At 45.4% G+C, this 21,990-nt stretch carries 21 protein-coding genes; 8 read left to right on the top strand and 13 right to left on the bottom strand.

The genetic code is table 11. The features are described from left to right. Positions 1-48: 48 nt before the first annotated feature. From B9G69_RS17760 to B9G69_RS17720, 9 genes are all read right to left on the bottom strand, one after another. Positions 49-969, bottom strand: coding sequence for a TrmH family RNA methyltransferase (locus tag B9G69_RS17760; protein WP_088615321.1), 921 nt, complete (start codon positions 967-969; stop codon positions 49-51). 1 nt (position 970) lies between these two features. Next, a complete protein-coding gene (gene pyrF, locus B9G69_RS17755; RefSeq protein WP_088615322.1) occupies positions 971-1,678 on the bottom strand; it encodes an orotidine-5'-phosphate decarboxylase in 708 nt (235 codons plus the stop codon). A gap of 44 nt (positions 1,679-1,722) precedes the next feature. Next, a complete protein-coding gene (locus B9G69_RS17750) occupies positions 1,723-2,460 on the bottom strand; it encodes a L,D-transpeptidase (RefSeq protein ID WP_088615323.1) in 738 nt (245 codons plus the stop codon). Positions 2,461-2,648: 188 nt separating this feature from the next. Continuing rightward, complete coding sequence (proS, locus tag B9G69_RS17745) at positions 2,649-4,148, bottom strand: proline--tRNA ligase (RefSeq protein WP_265437879.1); 1,500 nt, start codon at positions 4,146-4,148, stop codon at positions 2,649-2,651. Positions 4,149-4,157: 9 nt separating this feature from the next. Next, complete coding sequence (locus B9G69_RS17740) at positions 4,158-5,534, bottom strand: sigma-54-dependent transcriptional regulator (RefSeq protein WP_088615325.1); 1,377 nt, start codon at positions 5,532-5,534, stop codon at positions 4,158-4,160. 14 nt (positions 5,535-5,548) lie between these two features. After that, positions 5,549-7,750, bottom strand: coding sequence for a sensor histidine kinase (locus B9G69_RS17735; protein ID WP_088615326.1), 2,202 nt, complete (start codon positions 7,748-7,750; stop codon positions 5,549-5,551). Positions 7,751-7,814: 64 nt separating this feature from the next. Further along, positions 7,815-8,378, bottom strand: a complete 564-nt coding sequence (gene ribH / locus B9G69_RS17730; protein ID WP_088615327.1) for a 6,7-dimethyl-8-ribityllumazine synthase — start codon at positions 8,376-8,378, stop codon at positions 7,815-7,817. After that, complete coding sequence (gene ribB / locus B9G69_RS17725; protein ID WP_088615328.1) at positions 8,378-9,508, bottom strand: 3,4-dihydroxy-2-butanone-4-phosphate synthase; 1,131 nt, start codon at positions 9,506-9,508, stop codon at positions 8,378-8,380. Before ribB ends, ribH begins: the two co-directional genes overlap by 1 nt. Before the next feature lie 3 nt (positions 9,509-9,511). Continuing rightward, positions 9,512-10,111, bottom strand: a complete 600-nt coding sequence (locus tag B9G69_RS17720; RefSeq protein ID WP_088615329.1) for a riboflavin synthase — start codon at positions 10,109-10,111, stop codon at positions 9,512-9,514. 141 nt (positions 10,112-10,252) lie between these two features. Between B9G69_RS17720 and B9G69_RS17715 the strand changes: the two genes are divergently transcribed. Genes B9G69_RS17715 through B9G69_RS17705 form a run of 3 tightly spaced genes read left to right on the top strand, consistent with a single transcriptional unit; the run spans position 10,253 to position 11,973 of the window. Next, the gene (locus B9G69_RS17715; RefSeq protein WP_088617161.1) at positions 10,253-10,759 is read left to right on the top strand and encodes a hypothetical protein; all 507 of its coding nucleotides are present in this window, start codon (positions 10,253-10,255) and stop codon (positions 10,757-10,759) included. 11 nt (positions 10,760-10,770) lie between these two features. Further along, positions 10,771-11,742: a sigma-54 interaction domain-containing protein gene (locus B9G69_RS17710; protein WP_088615330.1), complete on the top strand. Its 972-nt coding sequence runs from the start codon at positions 10,771-10,773 to the stop codon at positions 11,740-11,742. A gap of 57 nt (positions 11,743-11,799) precedes the next feature. Further along, positions 11,800-11,973: a DUF1328 domain-containing protein gene (locus tag B9G69_RS17705; RefSeq protein WP_088615331.1), complete on the top strand. Its 174-nt coding sequence runs from the start codon at positions 11,800-11,802 to the stop codon at positions 11,971-11,973. 149 nt (positions 11,974-12,122) lie between these two features. Here B9G69_RS17705 and B9G69_RS17700 read toward each other — a convergent pair whose 3' ends face one another. Both B9G69_RS17700 and clpB read right to left on the bottom strand, forming a co-directional pair. Beyond that, positions 12,123-12,305, bottom strand: a complete 183-nt coding sequence (locus tag B9G69_RS17700) for a hypothetical protein (RefSeq protein WP_088615332.1) — start codon at positions 12,303-12,305, stop codon at positions 12,123-12,125. A gap of 72 nt (positions 12,306-12,377) precedes the next feature. Further along, positions 12,378-14,960, bottom strand: coding sequence for an ATP-dependent chaperone ClpB (gene clpB / locus B9G69_RS17695; RefSeq protein ID WP_265437878.1), 2,583 nt, complete (start codon positions 14,958-14,960; stop codon positions 12,378-12,380). 65 nt (positions 14,961-15,025) lie between these two features. On the opposite strand from clpB, the gene B9G69_RS17690 reads away from it, so the two are divergent. The 4 genes from B9G69_RS17690 to B9G69_RS17675 all read left to right on the top strand — a co-directional run bounded on the left by B9G69_RS17690 (position 15,026) and on the right by B9G69_RS17675 (position 18,851). Then, positions 15,026-15,286 (top strand): hypothetical protein, encoded by a 261-nt coding sequence (locus tag B9G69_RS17690; protein WP_088615333.1) that lies wholly within the window; start codon positions 15,026-15,028, stop codon positions 15,284-15,286. Positions 15,287-15,909: 623 nt separating this feature from the next. Continuing rightward, entirely contained in the window at positions 15,910-16,743 is an 834-nt protein-coding gene (locus tag B9G69_RS17685) for a flagellin (protein WP_088615334.1), read from the top strand. A 329-nt stretch (positions 16,744-17,072) separates the two neighbouring features. Beyond that, positions 17,073-17,636, top strand: coding sequence for a hypothetical protein (locus B9G69_RS17680; protein WP_088615335.1), 564 nt, complete (start codon positions 17,073-17,075; stop codon positions 17,634-17,636). 66 nt (positions 17,637-17,702) lie between these two features. Continuing rightward, entirely contained in the window at positions 17,703-18,851 is a 1,149-nt protein-coding gene (locus B9G69_RS17675; protein WP_088615336.1) for an aminotransferase class V-fold PLP-dependent enzyme, read from the top strand. On the opposite strand, the gene B9G69_RS17670 is transcribed toward B9G69_RS17675, so the two are convergent. Together B9G69_RS17670 and B9G69_RS17665 are read right to left on the bottom strand one after the other, a co-directional pair. Then, positions 18,852-19,568 (bottom strand): hypothetical protein, encoded by a 717-nt coding sequence (locus tag B9G69_RS17670; RefSeq protein WP_088615337.1) that lies wholly within the window; start codon positions 19,566-19,568, stop codon positions 18,852-18,854. 264 nt (positions 19,569-19,832) lie between these two features. Then, the gene (locus tag B9G69_RS17665) at positions 19,833-20,888 is read right to left on the bottom strand and encodes a sigma-54 interaction domain-containing protein (protein WP_088615338.1); all 1,056 of its coding nucleotides are present in this window, start codon (positions 20,886-20,888) and stop codon (positions 19,833-19,835) included. A gap of 186 nt (positions 20,889-21,074) precedes the next feature. On the opposite strand from B9G69_RS17665, the gene B9G69_RS17660 reads away from it, so the two are divergent. Then, a complete protein-coding gene (locus tag B9G69_RS17660) occupies positions 21,075-21,965 on the top strand; it encodes a tyrosine-type recombinase/integrase (RefSeq protein WP_088615339.1) in 891 nt (296 codons plus the stop codon). Positions 21,966-21,990 lie beyond the last annotated feature (25 nt).

The following is a 21,990-nucleotide window of genomic DNA, read 5'->3' as shown; positions in this document are numbered from 1 at the left end:
ATAACCGAAAGAGTTATAGTGGAAAAAATCTACATTCGTCAAAGATAATTATCTGTCAGAATGCGATTTTTTAGACTTTCCGCGCTGCGCGTGCTGCCTTAGTGTTTCTGTCAGTGCCATTGCTGTCGCGACAGACGCATTATAAGAGGCTGATGCACTCGTTTGCGGAATGAAGACTAATTCATCACATAGACGTTCTGTTGTCACTCTCAAACCTTTATCTTCGGCTCCAATTGCCCAAATTACTTTCTCTGGCAAATCGAGTTCGAAAATGGATTTTTTACCGCGCGGACTAAGCCCGTAAATCCAATAGCCTTTTTCTTTCAATGTTTCCGCATACTTACTAAAGTTAGTCGTCGCCTCAACGGCCACGTGCTCGACGCCACCGCAGGCTACTTTATGAACTGTTGGAGTTAGACCCACCGCGCGATCCTCTGGAATTAATACACCCTTCACGTCCGTTAACCACGACGTTCTTAGGATAGCTCCCAGATTATGAGGGTCTTCGATACCGTCCAACATCAACAAAATAGACGTATCTAAATTTCCAAGATGGTCTAGGTCCATCCCCGGGGCACCCTCAACAAATAGTGCTGCACCTTGGTGAGAAGAACCAAATTTATCGATCACCGCTTCCTGGCGAACATCTGGAGTGATTTTATGCTTGCGAGCCATTTCTTCAAGTTCGCGCAAGTCTGCAGAAGACTCCCAACCATTCTTAAGCCACATGCCTTTCACCTTCTTAGGGCGCATGTAAAGAGCTTCTTTTATAGCATGATTTCCCACGACGATTCTCCACTCGCGAGGAATGGAATTTTCAGAGCGAGAACCGCCCTGTTGGGACGCTCGACCGCCACCTTGTGAGCGACCACTCTGCTGAGGACGACCACCCTGAGAGCGACCACCTTGAGAAGATTTATGAGAGTTGTTTTTAGAGCCGCCACTAGAGCGGAAATTATTTTTCTTCATTCTACATCGCCATCACAAATTGTTTTGCAGCTTCTTTGATATCTTTTGCTTCTAAAATCGGACGACCCACGACTAGAGCAGAGGCACCTTTTTCAAGTGCTTCTTTCGGGCCCATGATACGCTTTTGATCGCCAGAGTCGTTCATACTAAAGCGAATTCCCGGCGTGACAAGATAGAGGCCTTTATTTTGTAAAAGGTCTAACTCGTGAGGAGAGCAAACAAGGCCCGTTAGCCCGGAATTTTGAACCAAACTCGCCAATTCAGTCACATGATGAGCGATCGGCTGAGGGTTCATCACCGGAGGCAAGGAGTTTTGATCCCAAGACGTGAGGATCGTCACTGCGAGGATTTTAAAAGGACGGTGCTGGCTGAGTTCTACCTCCACGGAAGCCATACGCTTTAAAGCCTCTGATCCACTTAAGGCATGTACCGTGACTAATGAAGCGCCAGCATCAAAGCTTGCTCGAACGGCGGCCTCCATTGTGGATGGTATGTCGAAGTGCTTATTGTCCATGAAAATAGGAGCTCTTTGTGCCATTTCCTGCACGAACTCTAAGCCGTAGCGTAGACACAGGCGAGGCCCGAGCTTAATGCCGCCAACAATATCACCGATTTCATCGGCAATTTTTAAGGCTTGATCGCGAGTATCGACATCAAGAGCGAGGATTATGGGATTTTTCATCGGATGGGCGCGCAGGTTTTTATTCATGGAATAACTCCTGCGCTCCACCTTCTCATAAAGGGTGTGTTAGGTCATTTATTTTCGACGATAATAAGCGTGCCCCAACCGATAGCACGAATAGGATTTCCATTCTTATCACGGGACACTCGACCCTTTTTATTGAACAAAGGGACCAGCTTTTCTGGGTAGGAGTTTATTTTACTCCATAAAAGTTTCGCGTTGTCCCTATGGATACGAACACAGCCACCTGAAGCTCTTTGACCTAACTCACTATAGTGATCCGGTGTCGTTGCGTGAACGGCGATACCTCCAATAAAGAATACTGCAAACTCCATCTGTGCTTTCCAAGTGTTTGAGTAGTGATCACGCACCAATCGGTAGGGTGAAAATGTTCCTGTAGGAGTCGTGGTTTGATACCAACGACCACTCTTGGCTTTCTCATGCTGTTCCCTGCCCGTAGAAACAGGCCATGTCGCGATTAGTTTTCCATTTTCGATAACTTGCATTTGCTGAGCGCCACGACCTTTTGCAGCTTTGTTAATTTTTAAGACAATTGGATATTCGCGATACACATCGATGCCATCTTTAGCGGCGATCACTTCCGGGTCCACCACGCCTGCCCACATTGGGTCACGGAGAGAAAAACCTAGTTCCTGAGAAATTTCTTGCGGAGTCATTAAGTCATCAAGTGCCAGACTTTTATTTGAACTTTGTTCGGGTGGAGACGAAGCTTTTTCTGAGTCTTCGGCGAACACATGGGTTGAAAACGTTGAAACCATCAACAACGAGGATAAAATTAAAGCTTTCATCAAGCCCTCCTGCTATTGGCGCAAAACTAAGAAATTTGAGGGTCATCGCACCAAATTTCCTAAAAGACCCTCGCCGGAAGAATTATCCATGGGTCGACTGCGGTCAAAACGAAATAAAAAAACGGAGGTGATTTACCTCCGTTTGACAAACTTGCTCAGTTTTTTGAAAAAAGCGTTTGGCTAATTGCTTAGTATGATTTAGCGAACAACACCCATTTTGTTGCTGGCTTACCAGAGAAAATACAGTTGCCCGAGATTGGCTCTTGCTTCAACGGTGCGCAACGTGGAGTGACTTTCAGCTGGCCCAGCAAATCATGACCAATACCATCTTCACACCATGGAACCAGTGCGAACCCCGGGGCAGAGCTTTCTTCGCCTTTGAAATACGCTTCGAACTCTTTAAGGTCTGTGATTTTTTTGATATTGCTGTCGCGGAAAGCTTTCGCTTTTTCGAACAAACCATCTTGGATTTCTTGCAACAATGCACTGATGCCTTGAACAAATGCATCGCGGGCTTGGCCGGCTTTTTCTTTCGGGCCTTTGTCACGACGGCCGACGAATACTTCGCCTTTTGCCATGTCACGAGGACCCACTTCCACGCGCACTGGAACACCTTGTTTAATGTATTGCCATGCTTTATCACCGCCACGGATATCGCGGTCGTCGACTTTTACGCGGATCGAGCCACCGTTATAGCTTTGCGCTTTAACTTCTTTAGCCAAGCTGTTTACGTATTCAAGAACTTGCGCTTTTTCGGCGTCGTTACGGTAGATTGGCACGATCACAACGTGCAATGGAGCGATTCTTGGTGGAACCACAAAACCGTTGTCATCAGAATGGGTCATGATCAAGCCCCCGATAAGACGAGTGGAAACACCCCATGAAGTTGTCCATGCTGTTTCTTCTTTACCCTCAGCGCTCAAATATTTGATGCCGGAAGCCTTAGCAAAGTTTTGACCCAAGAAGTGAGATGTCCCTGCTTGAAGAGCCTTTTTATCCTGCATAAGGGCTTCGATCGTATAGGTATCAACCGCACCTGGGAAACGCTCGTCTGACGTTTTCATCCCCTTGATCACTGGCATCGCCATGTAGTTTTCTGCGAAGTCAGCATACACGTCCAGCATCTGCAAAGTTTCTTCTTGGGCTTCTTTGGCAGTCGCATGAACTGTATGACCCTCTTGCCACAAGAACTCTGCAGTTCTGAGGAACATGCGCGTGCGCATTTCCCATCTCATCACGTTACACCACTGGTTAATCAAAACAGGAAGGTCACGATAGGACTTTACCCATTTTGCGAATTGGTGACCGATGATTGTTTCAGATGTTGGACGAATGATAAGTGGTTCTTCAAGTTCACCGTCTGGAACGAGTTTGCCGTTTCCATCACCCTTTAAGCGGTGATGAGTCACGACAGCACATTCTTTGGCAAAGCCTTCGACGTGTTCAGCCTCTTTTTCCAAGAAGCTGAGCGGAATTAACAATGGGAAGTAGGCATTTACGTGACCCGTATCTTTGAACATGCGATCCAAGACCGCTTGCATGTTTTCCCATACAGCGTAGCCCCAAGGTTTAATCACCATGCAACCACGGACGGGAGAGTTTTCGGCCATATCAGCTGCTGTGATAACTTGTTGGTACCACTCAGGGTAATTTTCAGAACGTGTTGGTTTAATCGCTGTATCTGACATGTCTAATCCTTAAATGTCTTTAGTGTCTATACCGTAAGCTTTAATTTTTCTGTGCAGGTAACTTCTTTCAAGACCGATCACTTCGGCAGTTTTAGAGATGTTGCCGCCGTTTTCGTTGATCTTGCGAAGAAGGTATTCTTTCTCGAATTGCGCGCGAGCATCGCGGAACGTGGACAGGTCTTGCATTTCGAAGCCCTTTTCATCGTCCTTGTCGATCAAACCTGCGAAACGCAGGTCGTGAACGTCGACAAACTCACCGGGAGTAAGGATGTAAACGCGTTCGATAAAGTTTTTTAGCTCGCGCACGTTCCCCGTCCACGCGTGAGAAAGCATTTTATTCATTGCTTGCTCGCTGATAGCTTTTTTCGGGAAACCGCTTTCGCGGGCTACATTATCAGAGAAGTATGAGACTAGAACTGGGATGTCCTCCGGGTGCTCGCGAAGAGCTGGCACACGGAATGGAATCACGTTCAGGCGATAGTATAGATCTTCGCGGAAACGGCCTTCCTTAACTTCTTTGTCTAAGTCTTTAGAAGACGCCGCGATCACGCGAACATCGTTTTCGATAGTTTCAGATCCACCGACGCGACGATATTTTTTTTCATCCAAATATGTAAGAAGTTTTGCTTGCGCGTCTTTGTTCATTTCGCTGATTTCAGCGATGTACAAAGTTCCGCCTTGTGCCAGATCCAACTTGCCTTTTTTCGCACGGTCCACACCTGGCATGGCACCTTTTTCGATACCGAAAATTTCTGATTCAAGAAGGTCTTCGGGGATGCCGCCGCAGTTAATTTCAACAAACGGACGGCTGGCACGACCACTTAGGTAGTGAATGTTTTGCGCGACAAGTTCCTTACCTGTACCCGCTTCACCTTGAATTAAAATCCAAGAGTTTGTCGGAGCAACTCGTGCGATCACTTGTTTTGTAGCTACAATCGAGGGAGCCTCGCCCACTAAAGCGATGGACTTACGAAGCTTGTTCAATAAAAGTGATTTTTCTTCTTTAGCTTGTTGGAAGCTTAAGATGTTTGAAATCACGATCAGGATCTTATCCATAGAAAGTGGTTTTTCAATAAAATCCCAAGCACCCAATTTTGTAGCTTTAACTGCTGTTTCGATTGTTCCGTGACCAGAGATCATCACGAATTCGACATTCGGGTGTTCTTTACGAGCACGAGTTAGAACTTCGATACCATCAAATTTACCTGGCATCCAGATGTCTTGGAAAACGATATCAGGTTGTACGTCCTTGATGGCTTGCAAACCCGACTCTCCGTCGTGTGCTAGAAATACTTGATAACCTTCATCCTTTAAAGAGGCTGAAAGCACATCACGAATCGGTGCTTCGTCATCAATAATCAGAATTTTAGTCGATAGAGCCGTCATCACGGACCTTCTTTCTATTCTTCAGCGGGCTTCCAGGCGCCCACTTCGTTTACAGGGATCTCGATCACCAATTTCAGACCTTTTGGTTCATTGGCCGTCGCGCGAATGAATCCGTTGTGGTCTTCGATGATTCTTTTCACGATAGGTAAGCCTAAACCAGTTCCGCCCTCTTTTGTAGAGTAGTACGGTTCAAAAATACGGTTTCTTTGCTCGGCTGACACTCCGTCTCCATTGTCAGCCACTGTCATGCGCATGGTTTTAATATCTTTGGAGTAAAGTGTGGCTATTTGGACATTTGGTTGTGGTTCTTTAGCCACAGCAGCCACAGCGTTATCCACAAGATTGACCAAAACTCGGCGGAATTGATCGGGGTCAAATTTGAACTCTGGCAAATCACGATCCGGTTTGAAATCGAAAATTACATTCGGATGAGCTTGGCGATAAAGCCCTAAGGATTCCTCAACCACACTGTTAAAGTTTGCAACGACAGGACGAGCCTGGGGCAAGCGAGCAAAATTACTGAACTCGTTCACCAAGTTTTTCAGACCATCCACCTGTTTTACGATCATCGTCGTACATTCGCTGAAGGCTGGATCAGTGATCGAAGCACCGAACTTTCTTTGCAGGCGTTCTGCTGAAAGTTTAATAGGCGTCAGAGGATTTTTAATTTCATGGGCGATACGACGTGCCACTTCGGTCCAAGCTGCTGAACGTTGCGCGTTCACGATGGGAGTCATGTCGTCAAATACCAGGACCTTACCGACTGCTTCGCCTTTTTCATCCTTTAGGATTGAAAGACTCATTTGCAAAGGAATTGCCTCCCCTTGCACGTTCAGGCGGAACTCTTTTTGAATACTTTCGATCTTATGATCCTGCATCGTCTTTAAAAGATCCGCGAAGGTTCTGAAATACTCTAAAGTTAATAAATCTCGCACGGATTTACCGATATAGCGTTCAGGATCAATTTTAAGCAGCTGAGCTGCGTGACGATTGATCGTTGAAACACGCCCAGCCTGATCAACCGAGATCACCCCGGTGTTCACGTTACGAAGAACGGTGTCCGTGTAACGAGCATGCTGATCTAGTTCTTCTAATGTATTTTCTAGAGTCACGGTCATCTGATTGAAACTTGAAATAAGATCCGTGATTTCTTCAGAACCTGATTTAATCTCAAGCGGTGTATAATCCCCGCCTGCAATTCGACGAGTCGCGCGCCCCAGTTGCACAATAGGAATTGAAAGCTGTCGAGCCAAGTAGAATCCGAACCAAGTCGCTGCTAGCAAGATCACAAAAGTCATTAGAACCAAAATGATCAAATATATAGACTTAAGAGGATACTCTAGGGGATTGATGTCTCGGAATTCATCATAGGCCGTTGAAATATCATCCATCTTACTAACCAGAGAAAGCGGTAAAAAACTGGAAACCACGATGGCTCCGCGATCAGCGCCTTCTTTCACTGGAACGATCACACGCACGAGATTCCCATCCCCAAATTGATGGATGATGGAAGCTTCCGCTTGAACCTTAATACCTTTTTGCAGGAACTCTAACGATACGGCGGGAACCGTAGGAACCGTGTCATCCTCGGCAGAAACGACAACGCGCTTACCAAACAAAGAGGGATAATATTCAACCGCATCAAGACTGAACTCTTTGCGAAGTTGTTCAACCTTACGTTTGATATCTGCAGAGTTATTGAGCGGACGAACCGAATCAGCAATCTGATGGGCAAAGTGATAGTTCTTTTTCTTGGCATTGAAATAGTAAGCATTCGTGACTTCGATGGAGCTTTTTAGAACTCCTGCCATTTTTGCACTGAACCATTTGTCGAAGCTGGAGTTGATATAGAATACGGAAATGATGAACATCAGCACAGTCGGGATAAAGCTGAACGCAACGAATGCGGCGACAAGTTTTGCTTTAAGACTGCTACCGAAGATTTTGCCCTGACGTTCAACGAAGACCTTCACGATATTTCGGAAGATCATGAACAGCAAAAGCAACAACAGGACGATATTAAAATTTACGAGACCAAAAAAGAAGATGGAGTGAACAAAAGGAAGTTGTTGGCTGGTTGCGAACAGGCGGATTTCAAACCAAGTCAGCAGAACGAACATGAAAGAGACGACAAGCACGATAAAGATCTCGCGTCTTCTTTTTTTAAACTCCTGTGGACCATGTGGTAGAAATTCATCCCTTGAAGTTTCGCTCACTTAGTTATTCCCTTTGTTTGAGTGTCGCAAAGTCCCGTCGGACCTTGCGACCTCCAATGCTAAATTACTTTTTTCCTTTTTTCGCGGATTTTTTTGCTTTCGCAGGAGCTTTCTTAGCTGCCTTTGCCGCCTTGGGACCTTTCGCTTTAGCTTTTGGAGCTGGCGCCAATGCCATTTGCTGAGCTGTTTTCATCGTTGCCGGGATTTCACCCACCAAGCCAATCATTTCCATAACCACTTGAGCCGCTTCCTCACCTTTATTCATGTGTTCCGCGGAGCCCGTACGAGCGATAGCTTGCTCTTCGTTTTCAGTTGTCAAAATACCAAAACCGATTGGTTTTTTATAATCAAGCATCAAGCGAGTGATACCATCAGTCACTGAATTGCAGACATAATCGTAGTGAGAAGTTTCCCCACGAATAACAGCACCCAAAGCAACCACACCATCACAACCGGCATCTAAGAAAGCTTGGCACGCCAATGGAACTTCTACCGCACCAGGAACAAGAGCTGCGAAGATTTCAACGCCTTCACAAGACTCAAGGTAAGAGATTGCTCCCTCTTCCAATTTTTGAGTGATTTCTGAATTCCAGCGTGCAGTGACAACGCCAACTTTGATGTTACCCATTAGTGAGCCCCTTTAAGATTTTCAATTGCTACAATTTCAACGATTTCTAAATCAAATGCTTTCAAGCCGACTTTTTTCTCGGGCTTGTTTGTGATCAAACGGATTTTATTCGCTCCGATCTCGCGCAAAATCTGTGCACCGATACCGTAATCACGCTCGTCCATCAATGGCGTTGAAGGACGAAGATCTTCCATACCTACTAAGGCGTGAAGTTCTTGCGTCAGTCCGATCGTACGATTGTTACCGCGAAGAAGAACGAAGGCGCCACTGCCCGCTTCCTCGATCATTTTCAAGCTTTCGACAACAGAGGAAGCTCCTCCGTGTACGATAGCCATGAAATCACGAGTGAAGTTGTCGACATGAACACGAATTAACGACGGATGATCTTTTTTGATCTCGCCTTTTTGAATCACCAGGTGCTCAAGACCGTCCACTGTGGAACGGAATACGCGGGCCTTGTAACCTTCGCCAAAAGAGGCTGGAAGAGGAATATTCGCTAGCTCTTCGACCAATGTTTCATTGGCCAAACGGTAAGCGATCAAATCAACGATCGTTCCGATCTTAATATTATGTTTTTTGGCGAATTCTTTTAGGTCAGGAACGCGGGCCATGGAACCATCTGGATTCATCACCTCACAAATCACTGCCGCAGGATTCAAGCCCGCCAAGCGAGCCAAATCAACTGACGCTTCGGTGTGACCAGCGCGTTTCAATACGCCACCTTGTTGGGCGCGAATTGGGAAGATATGACCTGGCATGTGCACGTCTGTCGGCTTCGCATGAGGATTTGCCGCCACTTTACAAGTATGAGCACGGTCTGCAGCAGATATACCTGTCGAGATTCCTTCAGCTGCTTCGATGGAAACAGTAAATGCCGTTTTATTTGGGGCATAGTTGTACTCGTCACGAACCATTAATGGCAATTGCAGCCGATCCATTTGTTGCGGAGTCATGCACAAGCAAACCAAACCGCGCGCTTCAGAAATCATGAAGTTGATCCCTTGAGCGTTGATATGATCCGTAGCCATGATCAGATCGCCTTCGTTCTCGCGATCCTCGTCATCCACCAGGATAACCATTTTACCGGCTCTTACATCATCAAGAATTTCAGAGATTGTATTGAATGACATTGCTTAGTCCTTTTTAACTTCAAGAGAACGTTGGATCGCGCGAGCCATGTAATCAGGCTCCACATTGATTTTGCTACCAGGTTTTAAGTCACCCAAGTTCGTGCGTTTAATTGTTTCGGGAATGAGGCATACAGAAACCGTGTTTTTATCCAGTTCGTTAACCGTCAGACTCACACCATTAAGCGTAATGCTGCCCTTTTTCCATACATACGGCAGGATCGTATCTTGGACTTTTACGTCCAAAAAAAACGACTCACCAATAAGCTCAGCTCTTGTCACGGAGCCCAAACTATCAACGTGCCCCGTCACCAAATGACCATGGATTCTATCGCCGAAACGCAAAGATCTTTCTAAATTGACCTTTTTGCCAAGCCAGCTGCCTGGGTTCCAATCAAGGACTTTGATGGTTTCTGCCGCCAACGCAAACGTCATGTGTTTGTCGTCAAAGGCTTCCACCGTCAGGCAAACACCATCGCATGCGATACTGTCGCCAAGCTTTAAATCATTGAATTCAGAAGGTTTTTTAATTTTGATGCGATAGGCATTTTGAAGCTCTTCGGAGCTTTCAATCGGCATAACGGATTCGACGATTCCAGAAAACATAGGGGCCTCTGCTTGAATGGCTGGAAACTACACTTACACCGAGGAAATGGCAAGAAAAGCATCCCTATTTTCCCTGTGTTGAAAGCTGGATATCGGCCCAAAATCGTTGACCCGCGCGACAGCGGTTTGGAAGATGATTTTATGAAAAAACTTATTACTGTTTTTACGATCCTTAGCGGCCTTATTTCCACTTCAGCTTGGGCGGCGCAAAGCTCTGACATGTCCTATGACCTCTCGGGGGGAGTAGGCACTTACAATGGAAACACTTACACGGAAATCGATGTCGGGTTAAACTGGTATGTTACTAACTATTTGAATTGGAGAAACTCCGTATTCACTCAGTTCGGCTCCTCCATCGATACAACATATGGTTTGGACACAGCTGCTATTTTTGGCACGGGATTTTACACTTCGGGTGGCGGCGCTGGGGTCGAACTGTTTGCCGGTCCCGGCCTTCGCTTTGCTAACGAAGATGCCAGCGGCTATTTCGGAAAAGCCGGTTTGATTTTTGCCATTGGAGGCCTGCGTATTGGTGGCGGCGCCCAAGTGACGAAGTACTATCAATCACGACATGACAAATATGGATACAAAATGCCTGATGAGGAAGTTCAATATTTCATCATCTTATCAGGTGGCGGAAGCCTATAGGAGAATTCAAAATGAAAGAAGGTCGAGACATTATCGCAGAAAGTCCCGCCTTCCTTTCGGCTCTGGCCATGGCTCGAAAAGTGGCCGAGAGCTGCTCCAATGTTTTGATCACTGGCGAAAGTGGAACTGGTAAAGAAGTTGTCGCCAAGTTCATTCACGAACAAAGCCCCCGAAACAGTCGCGGTTTTATTGCGTTAAACTGTGCCGCCATCCCCGATCATCTTTTAGAATCAGAATTATTTGGATATGCTCGAGGCGCCTTTACAGGAGCGACCACAAACAAGATCGGTCTTTTTGAAGAGGCCGAGGGTGGAACATTATTCTTAGACGAAATTGCGGATCTTGAATTAAATCTGCAAGCTAAGATTTTGCGAGTCTTGCAAGAACGCAAAATTAAGCGTCTGGGGGAAAACACTTTACGCCCGATTAACATCCGAGTGATTGCGGCGACCCATGAGAACCTTCATCGTGCTGTCCAGACCAAAAAGTTTCGCGAGGATTTATTTTTTAGATTAAACGTCATTAGTATCAATGTTCCGTCGCTGCGAGATCGCCGAGAAGACATTTTGCCGCTCGCCAACCATTTCGTGCAGAAATTTTCCATAACCAATGAGAAGAAGATTTTAGGGTTCACCCCGGCTGCGAACGAATTCCTCATGCAGCAACAGTGGCCAGGCAACGTTCGTGAACTGGAAAATCGGATTGAACGCGCCGTAGTTTTGTCAATGAACTCGCATATCGAAATGGATGACCTGCATCCACAAGTGGGCGCACTGACTTTGCAAAAACAAAACACGTTGAATTTCATAAACGGCAAGGTCGACGAGTCTTCGAAGATACTTTCCATGGAAGAGATGACGCAGCTATATATTGAATACGCCTTGTCATTGAACAAGGGGGCTAAAGAGAAGACCGCGCGGGATCTGGGAATAGACCGTAAGACACTTTATCGAAAACTTGGGAAACGACACCCTACTTTATAATGGCTGGCATCGGGTTTGCTTATCAAGAGTTCGTAACAACTACTGAGGAGGTAATAAATGTTACGTGCAGCAATAGCATTTTTCATTCTAGCGATCGTGGCTTTCGTTTTAGGGGCAAATGGCATCGCCGGCCTTTCAATGGAAGTGGGTCGTCTTCTGTTAATCGTCTTCCTGGTACTGGCAGTTATCAGTTTCTTCGTGAATATGATTGGACGTCGCGGACCTAGGTAGATATTTACAGAGGCAAATTGCCCCAACCGATGGGAAACTTTCCCCGGGGCAGTTTGACTCCTCAAGAGTATTTGACTCTGTCTTATTCCACAAAAAGGAGGGCTTCTATTTCAGAAGCCCTTTTCATAATCATAAATTTTAAATTCTAGTTATCTTCTGCCAGAAGAAGAATTTCTGTCAGAGCCCGTTTGGCTTGATGATCTTTGCGAATCTTTTGAGCTTTCGTTGCGATTAGATGAATTTGAAGATTCTCTTCTTTGATCTTCAGCTCTGTTGCCAGATTTATCTGATGAGGATGATGAATTTTGCTGGTTGAATTTGTCTGTTCCCATTTTAGGACTCCTTAAAGATAGGCAAGCATCATTGCCTGCCTATCTTGGAGTTAAGCGAAACTTGTGCCAGACTTAGAATGTTAAATGATGACCATCCGTCTTTACTTCAACAGTGTCACCCGCCTTAACACTCGAACTGATAATCTGTTTCGAGAGCGGATTTAACAGCTCTGTTTGAATCACACGTTTTAAAGGGCGCGCACCATAGATTGGGTCGTAACCTTTTCGAGCTAAGAAATCGACAGCCTCTTTACTGAAAGATATACCGATTTTTTTGCCTTTCAATCTTTGTGCAACCAAATCCAACTGCACTTGTACAATTCCCGCGATTTGTTCCTGACCTAAAGAGTGATAGATCACAACTTCGTCGATACGGTTTAAGAACTCAGGACGGAAATGTTCGCGCAAGGCCTCGGTCACAGCTTTTTGTTTTGCGTCCTCTGACATTTTTGCATCAAGGATAGAATGAGATCCTACATTCGATGTCATGATCAACACTGTGTTTTTGAAATCCACGGTGCGACCTTGACCATCTGTTAGACGACCGTCATCCAATACCTGAAGCAAGATATTGAATACATCCGGATGGGCCTTTTCAACTTCATCCAACAACACAACACTGTATGGTCTGCGACGAACGGCTTCAGTCAACTGGCCGCCCTCTTCGTAACCAACGTATCCCGGAGGCGCTCCCACTAGACGAGAGACGGCGTGTTTTTCCATGTATTCACTCATGTCGATTCGAACAACTGCCTGTTCATCATCAAACAAGAATTCAGCCAGGGCCTTCACAGTTTCCGTTTTACCGACTCCTGTGGGCCCTAGGAACATGAATGTTCCAATGGGACGATTTGGATCCGAGATTTCCGCGCGGGCTCTGCGAATGGCATCGGCCACCACTGACAGCGCGTGATCTTGACCCACGACACGTTTTTTAAGTTCATCTTCCATGTGCAACAGCTTTTGACCTTCGCTTTCAAGCATTTTACTGACCGGAACGCCCGTCCATTTCGCAACAACTTCTGCCACGTCTTCAGGACCGACCTCCTCTTTCAGCATGCGGCTTTCGTGGCCGTTTTGCTCTTTACTGCGCTCTTCCAAAGTTTTCAGTTTTTTCTCTGTCTCTGGAAGCGTGCCGTACTTAAGCTCTGCTGCTTTCCCTAAATCACCTTCACGTTCCGCTTTAGCGACTGCGACTTTCAAGTCTTCTATGTCTGCTTTGAGTTTTTTGATTTGAGTGATACCACCTTTTTCAAATTCCCACTGCTCGCGCAGAAGCTGATTTTTTGCACTTAAGCCTGTAATCTCTTTATCGATCACAGTGATGCGCTCTTTCGCGCCTTCTTCTTTTTCTTTTTTCAAAGCTTCTTTTTCAATTCGAAGCTGCATCAATTCACGTTCAATTTTATCCACTTCTTCAGGGACAGAACGAGTTTCGATACCTAGCTTACTTGCAGCTTCGTCGATCAGATCGATCGCCTTGTCTGGCAAAAAGCGGTTGGTAATATAGCGCCGAGAAAGTTTCACGGCAGAAACCAAGGCCGAGTCAGTGATCCGAATACCATGATGGACTTCGTATTTTTCTTTCAAGCCGCGAAGAATTGTAATCGCGTCTTCTTCGCTAGGTTCTTCCACCATGACCGTTTGGAAGCGGCGCTCAAGGGCCGCATCTTTTTCGATATACTTGCGATACTCATCCAAAGTTGTGGCACCGATACAGCGAAGTTCCCCGCGCGCCAACGCTGGTTTCAGCAATTGCCCCGCATCCATAGCCCCGTCTGTTTTTCCAGCGCCGACTAATGTGTGAAGTTCATCGATAAATAAAATAATCTGACCTTCGCTGGATGTGACTTCTTTGATAACGGCTTTTAGGCGGTCCTCAAACTCACCACGGTATTTTGCGCCCGCGATTAAAGCTCCCATATCCAAAGACATCAATTTTTTGCCAATTAAATTATCTGGCACATCATGTTTCAAAATACGCAGAGCCAACCCTTCGGCGATGGCCGTTTTACCGACGCCCGGTTCACCAATTAGAACAGGATTGTTTTTAGTACGACGGGACAAAACTTGGACAACCCGACGAATTTCTTCGTCACGCCCTACTACAGGATCTAACTTTCCTTCTGCCGCCAACGCTGTCAGATCTCGCGCATACTTTGTCAAAACTTCGTACTTATTTTCAGGATCGTCATCTGTCACCTTTTGATTGCCACGCATTTCACGCAAAGCATTTTTAACTTTATCAGTGTTCAGATTAAACTTTTTAAAGAAAGCACTCATTTCCGAATCAGTCCCTTTTAGCATCGCTAAAAAGAAGTGCTCTGTTGAAATGTAAGCATCACCCCATTCGTCGGCCTCAACCTCGGCGCCCCTAAAGATTTTTTCAAGGCGAGGGCTAGCGAACTGTTTTTGTCCACTGCCCGTGACTGTTGGGAAACGATCGATTTTCTTACGGAGATCACCCAGGAAATCGGCCTGAGTGACATTTAATTTATCCAAAAGACGAGGAATAATACCTTCGCTTTGTTGTACCAGTTCAATCAGAAGATGTTCAGGTTCAACAGATGGGTTTGACTTGCGTTCCGCCAGCTTTGCAGCAGCCTGCATGGCCTCCTGGCTCTTTCGCGTCATTTTTTCAATATCGTTGCTCATAGCACCTCCATCTGATTAAAGGATGAGGTCTATTTCGCCATTGTCAACTCTAAGGAATTTATAAAATGCCAGGTATCGTTAATCCTAAAGGACCAGGTAAATCCAAACCTCGCATCCGTCCCTCCATGTTCAAGGACCGGGTCAATCCTGTTGATTATATGAAGTACGACACACGCTTTTCCTGCGAAGACTGTACTCATTTTGACGAAACTAAGACCCTTTGTACTATTGGGTACGATACGAGCCATCACCTTAAGGCCACACAAAACCACCAGTATGAATTGGCGGGAAACATGGCATTCTGCCGCTTTATCGAAATCGTTTAACCACTGCGCAAAATTTAGCTAAGCTTTGTCTTTTTTCAGTCGGAAATAGCGTTTCTTCATTCTCTGTGAACACAGATGGAGTCGCCTTCGCTCGGTCAATAATTCACACACCCGAGAATTTTTCTAACCAATGTCCGATCTGAAACTTTGACATTATCTTCGTCTAGGAAAACACGGATTTTCCCTCTGAAAGTATTGTATCTTAGTGATTCAGGACAATCTTACGTCTTGAATCCTCGATCTGGCCTTTGACCAGTATTGTTTAAAAAAGACAAAACCCGTCTGACGTCCTGTCAAGAGCGCCCACCAAATCCCGATCTTAATCACATCAAAGATTCACTCAGAAGGAGTCAAGAGAGAAGGTCACTCTCTTGCTAATACCGAAAGGAGGGCCTTCAAGGATGAAATAAAAATGAACAACAGATTGTTCAAAGCTGTGCGGCGGAACAAGAGGTTGAGAAACCTGAATGAGCATAAAGCACAGCATGGTCCACAAGGCTAAACGGCCAAAGCACAGACTCGGATGTCAGTGCCGGGCAAGCAGAAGTAGGTTCTGCTCACCCAAACAACAATCAAGGAGGGTTTTTAATTATGAAAAATAAATTTTAACGGAGGATTTTAAAATGGGAATGAGAGTAACAACAAACATGGCTGCTATTAACGCTCAAAGAAACTTGGTTGGTTCACAAAGAACTATTCAAGACTCAATGGCGAAACTAGCTTCTGGTTCACGTATCAATAAAGCTGCTGATGACGCTGCAGGTTTGGCGATTTCTGAAAGCTTCAAAGCTCAGATCCGCTCTGCTTCACAAGCACAACGCAATGCGAACGATGGTATCTCTATGGTTCAAACTGCTGAGGGCGGCTTGAACGAAATCGGTAACATCATCGTACGTCTACGTGAGCTAGGTATCCAAGCTTCTTCTGACACTATCGGTGACAAAGAGCGCGGCATGTTGAATAAAGAGGTTGTTCAACTTAAAGACGAAATGCAACGTATCGCTAACGTTACAACTTGGGGTACTACTAAATTGTTGGATGGTTCTTCACCAAGCTTCGATTTCCAAGTAGGTATTCACAATAATGCTGAAGAAGATCGTATCTCCTTCAAAGCAGCTGAAAACGTAGCAACTTTGGATTCATTGGGTCTTTCTGGTCTTGATTTCTCTTCTAAAGAAGGTGCTCAAGAAGCTCTTAACAAGCTTGATGATGCTCAAACTTCAGTGAACGGTACTCGCGCTAACTTGGGTGCTCTTCAAAATCGTTTGACTTCAACAGTAGACAACTTGGGTGTTACAGTTGAGAACATGTCTGCAGCTAACTCACGTATCCGTGATACTGACGTAGCTCAAGCATCTTCAGAGATGACTCGTAACAACATCTTGTTGCAAGCTGGTACTTCAACTTTGGCTCAAGCGAACCAAACTAACCAATTGGCTTTGAAACTAATCGGTTAATTTCGGATCAACGGACTGAACGAAGTTACTTAAACAACTTAAACCCGGTAAGGAAACTTGCCGGGTTTTTGCTTTTACGATAATGAATTCATATACTTAGGATTGCTAAGCACCCCTCCCCGGCGTGCACCTTCCGTCGCTTCAATCCCATGAGTCCTTCGAATAAAAACTTTTGTTCGACCTTTATTTTCCGTAATGAAAGACAGTTTTCCCTCTGAAAACCAGACCAAATGTGGAGATTCTATTTTGAATTGCCTGACCTGCCAAACCTAGTTAGTCTATGAAGGCATTGGATTTTCTATAGACGACTACCTCGAGGGAGCACCACCATGGCAAAGAAAAAAGCAAAAGCAAAACCAGCAAAAAAAGTAACTAAAAAAGCTGCGAAGCCAGCTAAAAAAGCAGTTAAAAAAGCTGCTGCTAAACCAGCGAAAAAAGCGGCTCCAAAAAAAGCTGCTAAAAAAGTAACTAAGAAAGCTGCTAAACCAGCTAAAAAAGCTGCTCCTAAAAAAGCGACTGCAAAGAAAGCAGCTCCTAAAAAAGCCGCTAAAAAACCTGCAGCAAAAAAAACGGCTCCAAAAAAAGCCGCAGCTCCAAAGGCGAAAGCTGAAAAAGAAGTAAAACCAGTTGCAGCCGTAGCTCCAGTTGAAATGACTTCTGACTTCGACGACGAAGCAGAAATGGATTCAATGGTTGAAATCGAAGACGAAGCTGTATCTTCTGATGATGAGTGGAATGACGACGAAGAATCTGAAGAAGGTGAATCTTCTGACGACTCTTTCGAAGACATGGAAGACGAAGAATCTGAAGACGACCTGCAAGACAAGTCTGACGATGAAGACGAAGATGATGAAGAAGACGACGAAGAAGGCGATGACGAAGGTTACTTCTAGTATCTAATTGCACATCGCAATCAAAAAAAGGGAGTCAACGACTCCCTTTTTTATTATCATCGCTTCATGTACAAACATCTCTACCGTCGATTCATTGAAGCGAACCCCACCCTGCTCCACTTTGCTTGCCATAGCCACCATTATTGGGCAGATATTAGCCGCGAAGCTCAACTTCAGTATTGGGACGATTCTGCAAAACACGTTGATGATAAATGGAATCATATCTTTTCGGTAAAAGTACCGCAGGCGCAACGCCTTATTGCCGAGATTTTAAATATATCTCACCCGCAGCAGCTGGTATTTGCTCCCAACACTCATGAAATTGTATTCCGCCTTTTAAGTTCGCTGGACTGGAATCAGAAAATTCGAGTATTGACGACTGACTCGGAATTTTATTCTTTCGATCGTCAGATCAATCGTCTGTCCGAACTTCCTCAATTTGAGGTCGTAAAAATTCCAACTCTCCCCTTTGATACTTTCCATGAACGTTTTGAACAAGCGATGGAATCGGCCGATTGGAATTTGATCTTTGTAAGTCATGTGTTTTTTAATTCAGGATTGGTTTGCGATGTTGAAAGACTAGTAAAAGATGCTCCTTCAGAATGTCCGTTCGTGATTGATGGGTATCACTCCTTTATGGCCGTACCTTTGAATTTGAAGCCTATTCAAGATCGCGTTTTTTACGTAGCCGGATCTTACAAATATGCTCAGGGTGGCGAGGGCTGCTGCTTTTTGTATGTTCCACCCGCGACTCGACACCGTCCTATGTACACCGGTTGGTTTGCGGAGCTTTCCAAACTTTCGGCAATCGGCAATGAAGTTGGATATCCGACAGATGCCTTTCAGTATGCTGGAAGCACCATGGATTTTTCAGCGATGTATCGATTGATCGCGACGTTGGAAAAGTTCAAAGACGAAGGCTTAACGATCACGAGAATTCACGAAGTCGTGCAACAAAGCCAAAAATGGTTTTTGGAAGAGGTCGAAAAGTCAGGACACCCTCTGGTGAACCGCCAAACCCTGATAGCGACCGACCTTAAAAATCATGGGCATTTTCTAACATTTGATCTGCCATCGACAGAAGTTACAACGGATCTGGTTAAAAAAATGAAAACCCGGGGCCTTCTGACAGACTCCCGGGGTTCACGTTTAAGATTCGGTTTTGGCTTGTATCACGATCTTGCCGACATCAAAGCGGCCGTCGCGAAAATCTAACTATTCAACTTCTGGAAGATCCGTCATTGAAGAAGTTGTGCCCATAGAACTTGTCTCTGGTTGAGCTTGTTGCACCGGAACAGCTACTTGATGACGGCGTTGTGGAACTTGCGAAACGGAAGAAGCACTGCTGCCACCTTGGTAGCCCATTGGTTTACGGTATGATGGATCGTTTGTGTATTTCGCTAGGTCCTCAATAGACTCTTGAACGATTTGTTCATTTGATTTCGTTTGAGAATATGAAGCGCCGTTTGTTAGTAAATTAGAAATCAAAGCCGGAGAATAAGAGCGGCAGTCCTGAGCAGCTTGCTGAGCAATTTGGTAAGCTGAATTTTGAGAGCTATAACCTCTAGCTTTATACGCTTGAACTTGATTTGCAATACAAGTGTTCAATTCGAAGTTAGTGCCTTGAGAGCAAAGTGCTGCGCCCGTCACGGCTTTTTGGCTTGGTACAATTGTATTGGTTCCAACTGGCACACCCGCACGTTGAAGTTGAAGCATACAACCTGCGTATTCGCGGCCGTCGTTCATCATACTGGAGTTACAAGCTCTTCTAAGCATATCAACTTGGTCTTGAGAAATACCTTGAGTCGTTGGAAGTGATTCTCTCAACATGATCGAAAGACATTGTTCTCTTTGTTCTGCAGAAATCGCCATCGAGATTGAACCACAGAAAGTGATAGCTGCCATAGCGATCATAACTTTGAATGATTTCATAATTCCACCTTGCTACGCCCTCAGGGGCAAAAAGTTAGTTTTTCAACACCAACTAACAAAGCAGAATCCAGACCACCCTCAGATTGAAATAAACTCACACCGAGGTGTCTATGTCTTAAACAGAGACAATCTCCGCCGCCAGGCAACAGTTCCCTAAGGGAAAAAGAAAAGGCCTGTCGAGGGAAGAGAGAGGAACCCCGACAGGCCTTAGAACGTTATTTGAATTTTGGAGAGTTACTCCGGCAGAGCCGGAGTGTAAACAGACTACTTCACTGGTTTCGTGTGAACTGCGAATTTTTCGAACTCGCCGTACTCATGAAGTTTGTTATAAAGTGTCTTGATCGTGATACCCAAGTTGTTAGCAGCTTGAGTTTTGTTACCACCGAAGTGCTGAAGAGCCTTCAAGATGTAACGTTTTTCAAGATCATGCAAAGTCATGTTTGGATCGTATTCGATCACGTCTTTTTGAGTCTCAGGGTTTCTGATGTTCTCTGGAAGATCGTTCAACATGATCATGTGACCGTCAGACAAAATCTGAAGGCGCTCACATACGTTTTGAAGTTCACGGATGTTACCTGGCCATTCGTATTTCATCAAAACTTTCATCGCGTCTTCAGAAACTGAACGACCGCGGTTCAAGTATGCATGTTGAGAGTTATTAAGGAAGTGATTCACCAATGAAGGGATGTCTTCCTTACGACGACGAAGTGGCGGAGCACTTACTACGATCGTGTTGATACGATAGAACAAGTCTTCACGGAAGTTACCGCGAACAACTTCTTGGTCCAACTCACGGTTCGTCGCACAGATCAAACGGATGTCTACTTTGATTGGCTCTTTGCCACCTACGCGGAACATTTCGCCTTCTTGGATGAAGCGCAAAAGTTTTGCTTGGATAGCTGGATCAAGTTCACCGATTTCATCTAGGAACAATGTCCCGCCGTTAGCTGCTTCAGCCAAACCGATTTTACGGTTGTAAGCACCAGTGAATGAACCTTTTTCGTGACCGAACAACTCAGACTCAAGCAAAGTTTCACGAAGAGCGCCGCAGTTGATCGCGATGAATGGTTTGTTTTTACGGTTTGAACGTTCGTGGATTGAACGAGCGATCAACTCTTTACCAGTACCTGACTCACCAAGTACCAAGATGTTTGCCGCAGAAGGAGCTACGCGGTCGATCATCTTCATCAAGTTACCCATAACTTCGGATTGGTAGACGATGGTCTTGTTTTCCATCACTTTGGAAGTTGTGTTTGTATTCCACATGATTTGGTTAGCATTCTGAGAAGAGGGCAGGATCGTAGAATTGTTATCGTTCATGGCTCCACCTTTCGGTAACGTTCTTCTAAATAGTTTTGGGCGCTGTCTCATTTTGAATGACTCAGTGTGAGACGCTCCCGACGCATTGAGTTATAACCTTAGTCCTGTACCTTTTTCAATAAAAAAAATGCATGGCGTTATATTTTTTTTATCCGCCATGACCGGAGCCGGTACTTTAGGGTGCTTATGAGCAAGTTGTTTAAGCTCTCCGAAAACATAGATAAATATCTGAAATATATGACTTTTATAAAGTCAGCCTCCCCCCTCACAATCAAGCACTATACCCTCGATTTGCAGCAGGCTTTCGAATTGGATAAATCCTCACAATCGAAGCAAACCTCATATTCAGAGGCCGAGTTGATGGGGGCAGTTAGGGCTGCATTCAACCGCTGGGCAACACTTTCCTTGGCCTCAAGGAACCGAAAAGCAGCGACTCTGAAGAGCTTTTTTCACTGGGCCTACGTCGTGGAAGACCTTCTGGAAAGAGACCTTTCCCTGCAGGTGACTTGCCCGAAAGTACCCCGAAAACTCCCCCACTTTCTAAGTGTTGATGAAGCGTTAGCGGTGCTGCACACATTTGATGGTAAGGATGCAGCCCCCTTGAAAGAGAAAGTTTTGTTCTTGCTCTTGTACGGAGGCGGACTGCGTATTAGCGAGGCTTGCAACTTGCGCTGGGATTCCGTGCAGATTCCACAGAAAACTTTGCGCGTGATGGGTAAGGGAAATAAAGAGCGAGTTGTCGCCCTCCCCAGTATGACGGTGCAAGCACTGCAAAGATGGAAAAAAGAATGCGGGTTTAATGACTACGTCTTTGGCGAAGAACCATTGGTACAAAGAACTGCATATGAAATGGTTCGCCAAAGTGGTCAACGCGCAGGACTTTTAAAACCGTTGCATCCCCACGCCTTAAGACACAGCTTCGCCACTCACCTTCTCTCCAGCGGAGCAAACTTACGTACACTGCAAGAGATGCTGGGCCACGAAAGCCTGCAAGCCACAGAAAAATACACTCACCTCGGAATCGACCAACTCGCCCGAACCATGGAGGCCCTCCACCCCCTAGGCAAAGGAAAATAGCAGAACGCGAACCACCCACTGAACC

Origin of the sequence: Bdellovibrio sp. SKB1291214, assembly GCF_002209355.2 — a bacterium.
In the GTDB taxonomy this organism is placed as follows: domain Bacteria; phylum Bdellovibrionota; class Bdellovibrionia; order Bdellovibrionales; family Bdellovibrionaceae; genus Bdellovibrio.
This window is presented reverse-complemented; position numbering and strand designations above follow the sequence as displayed.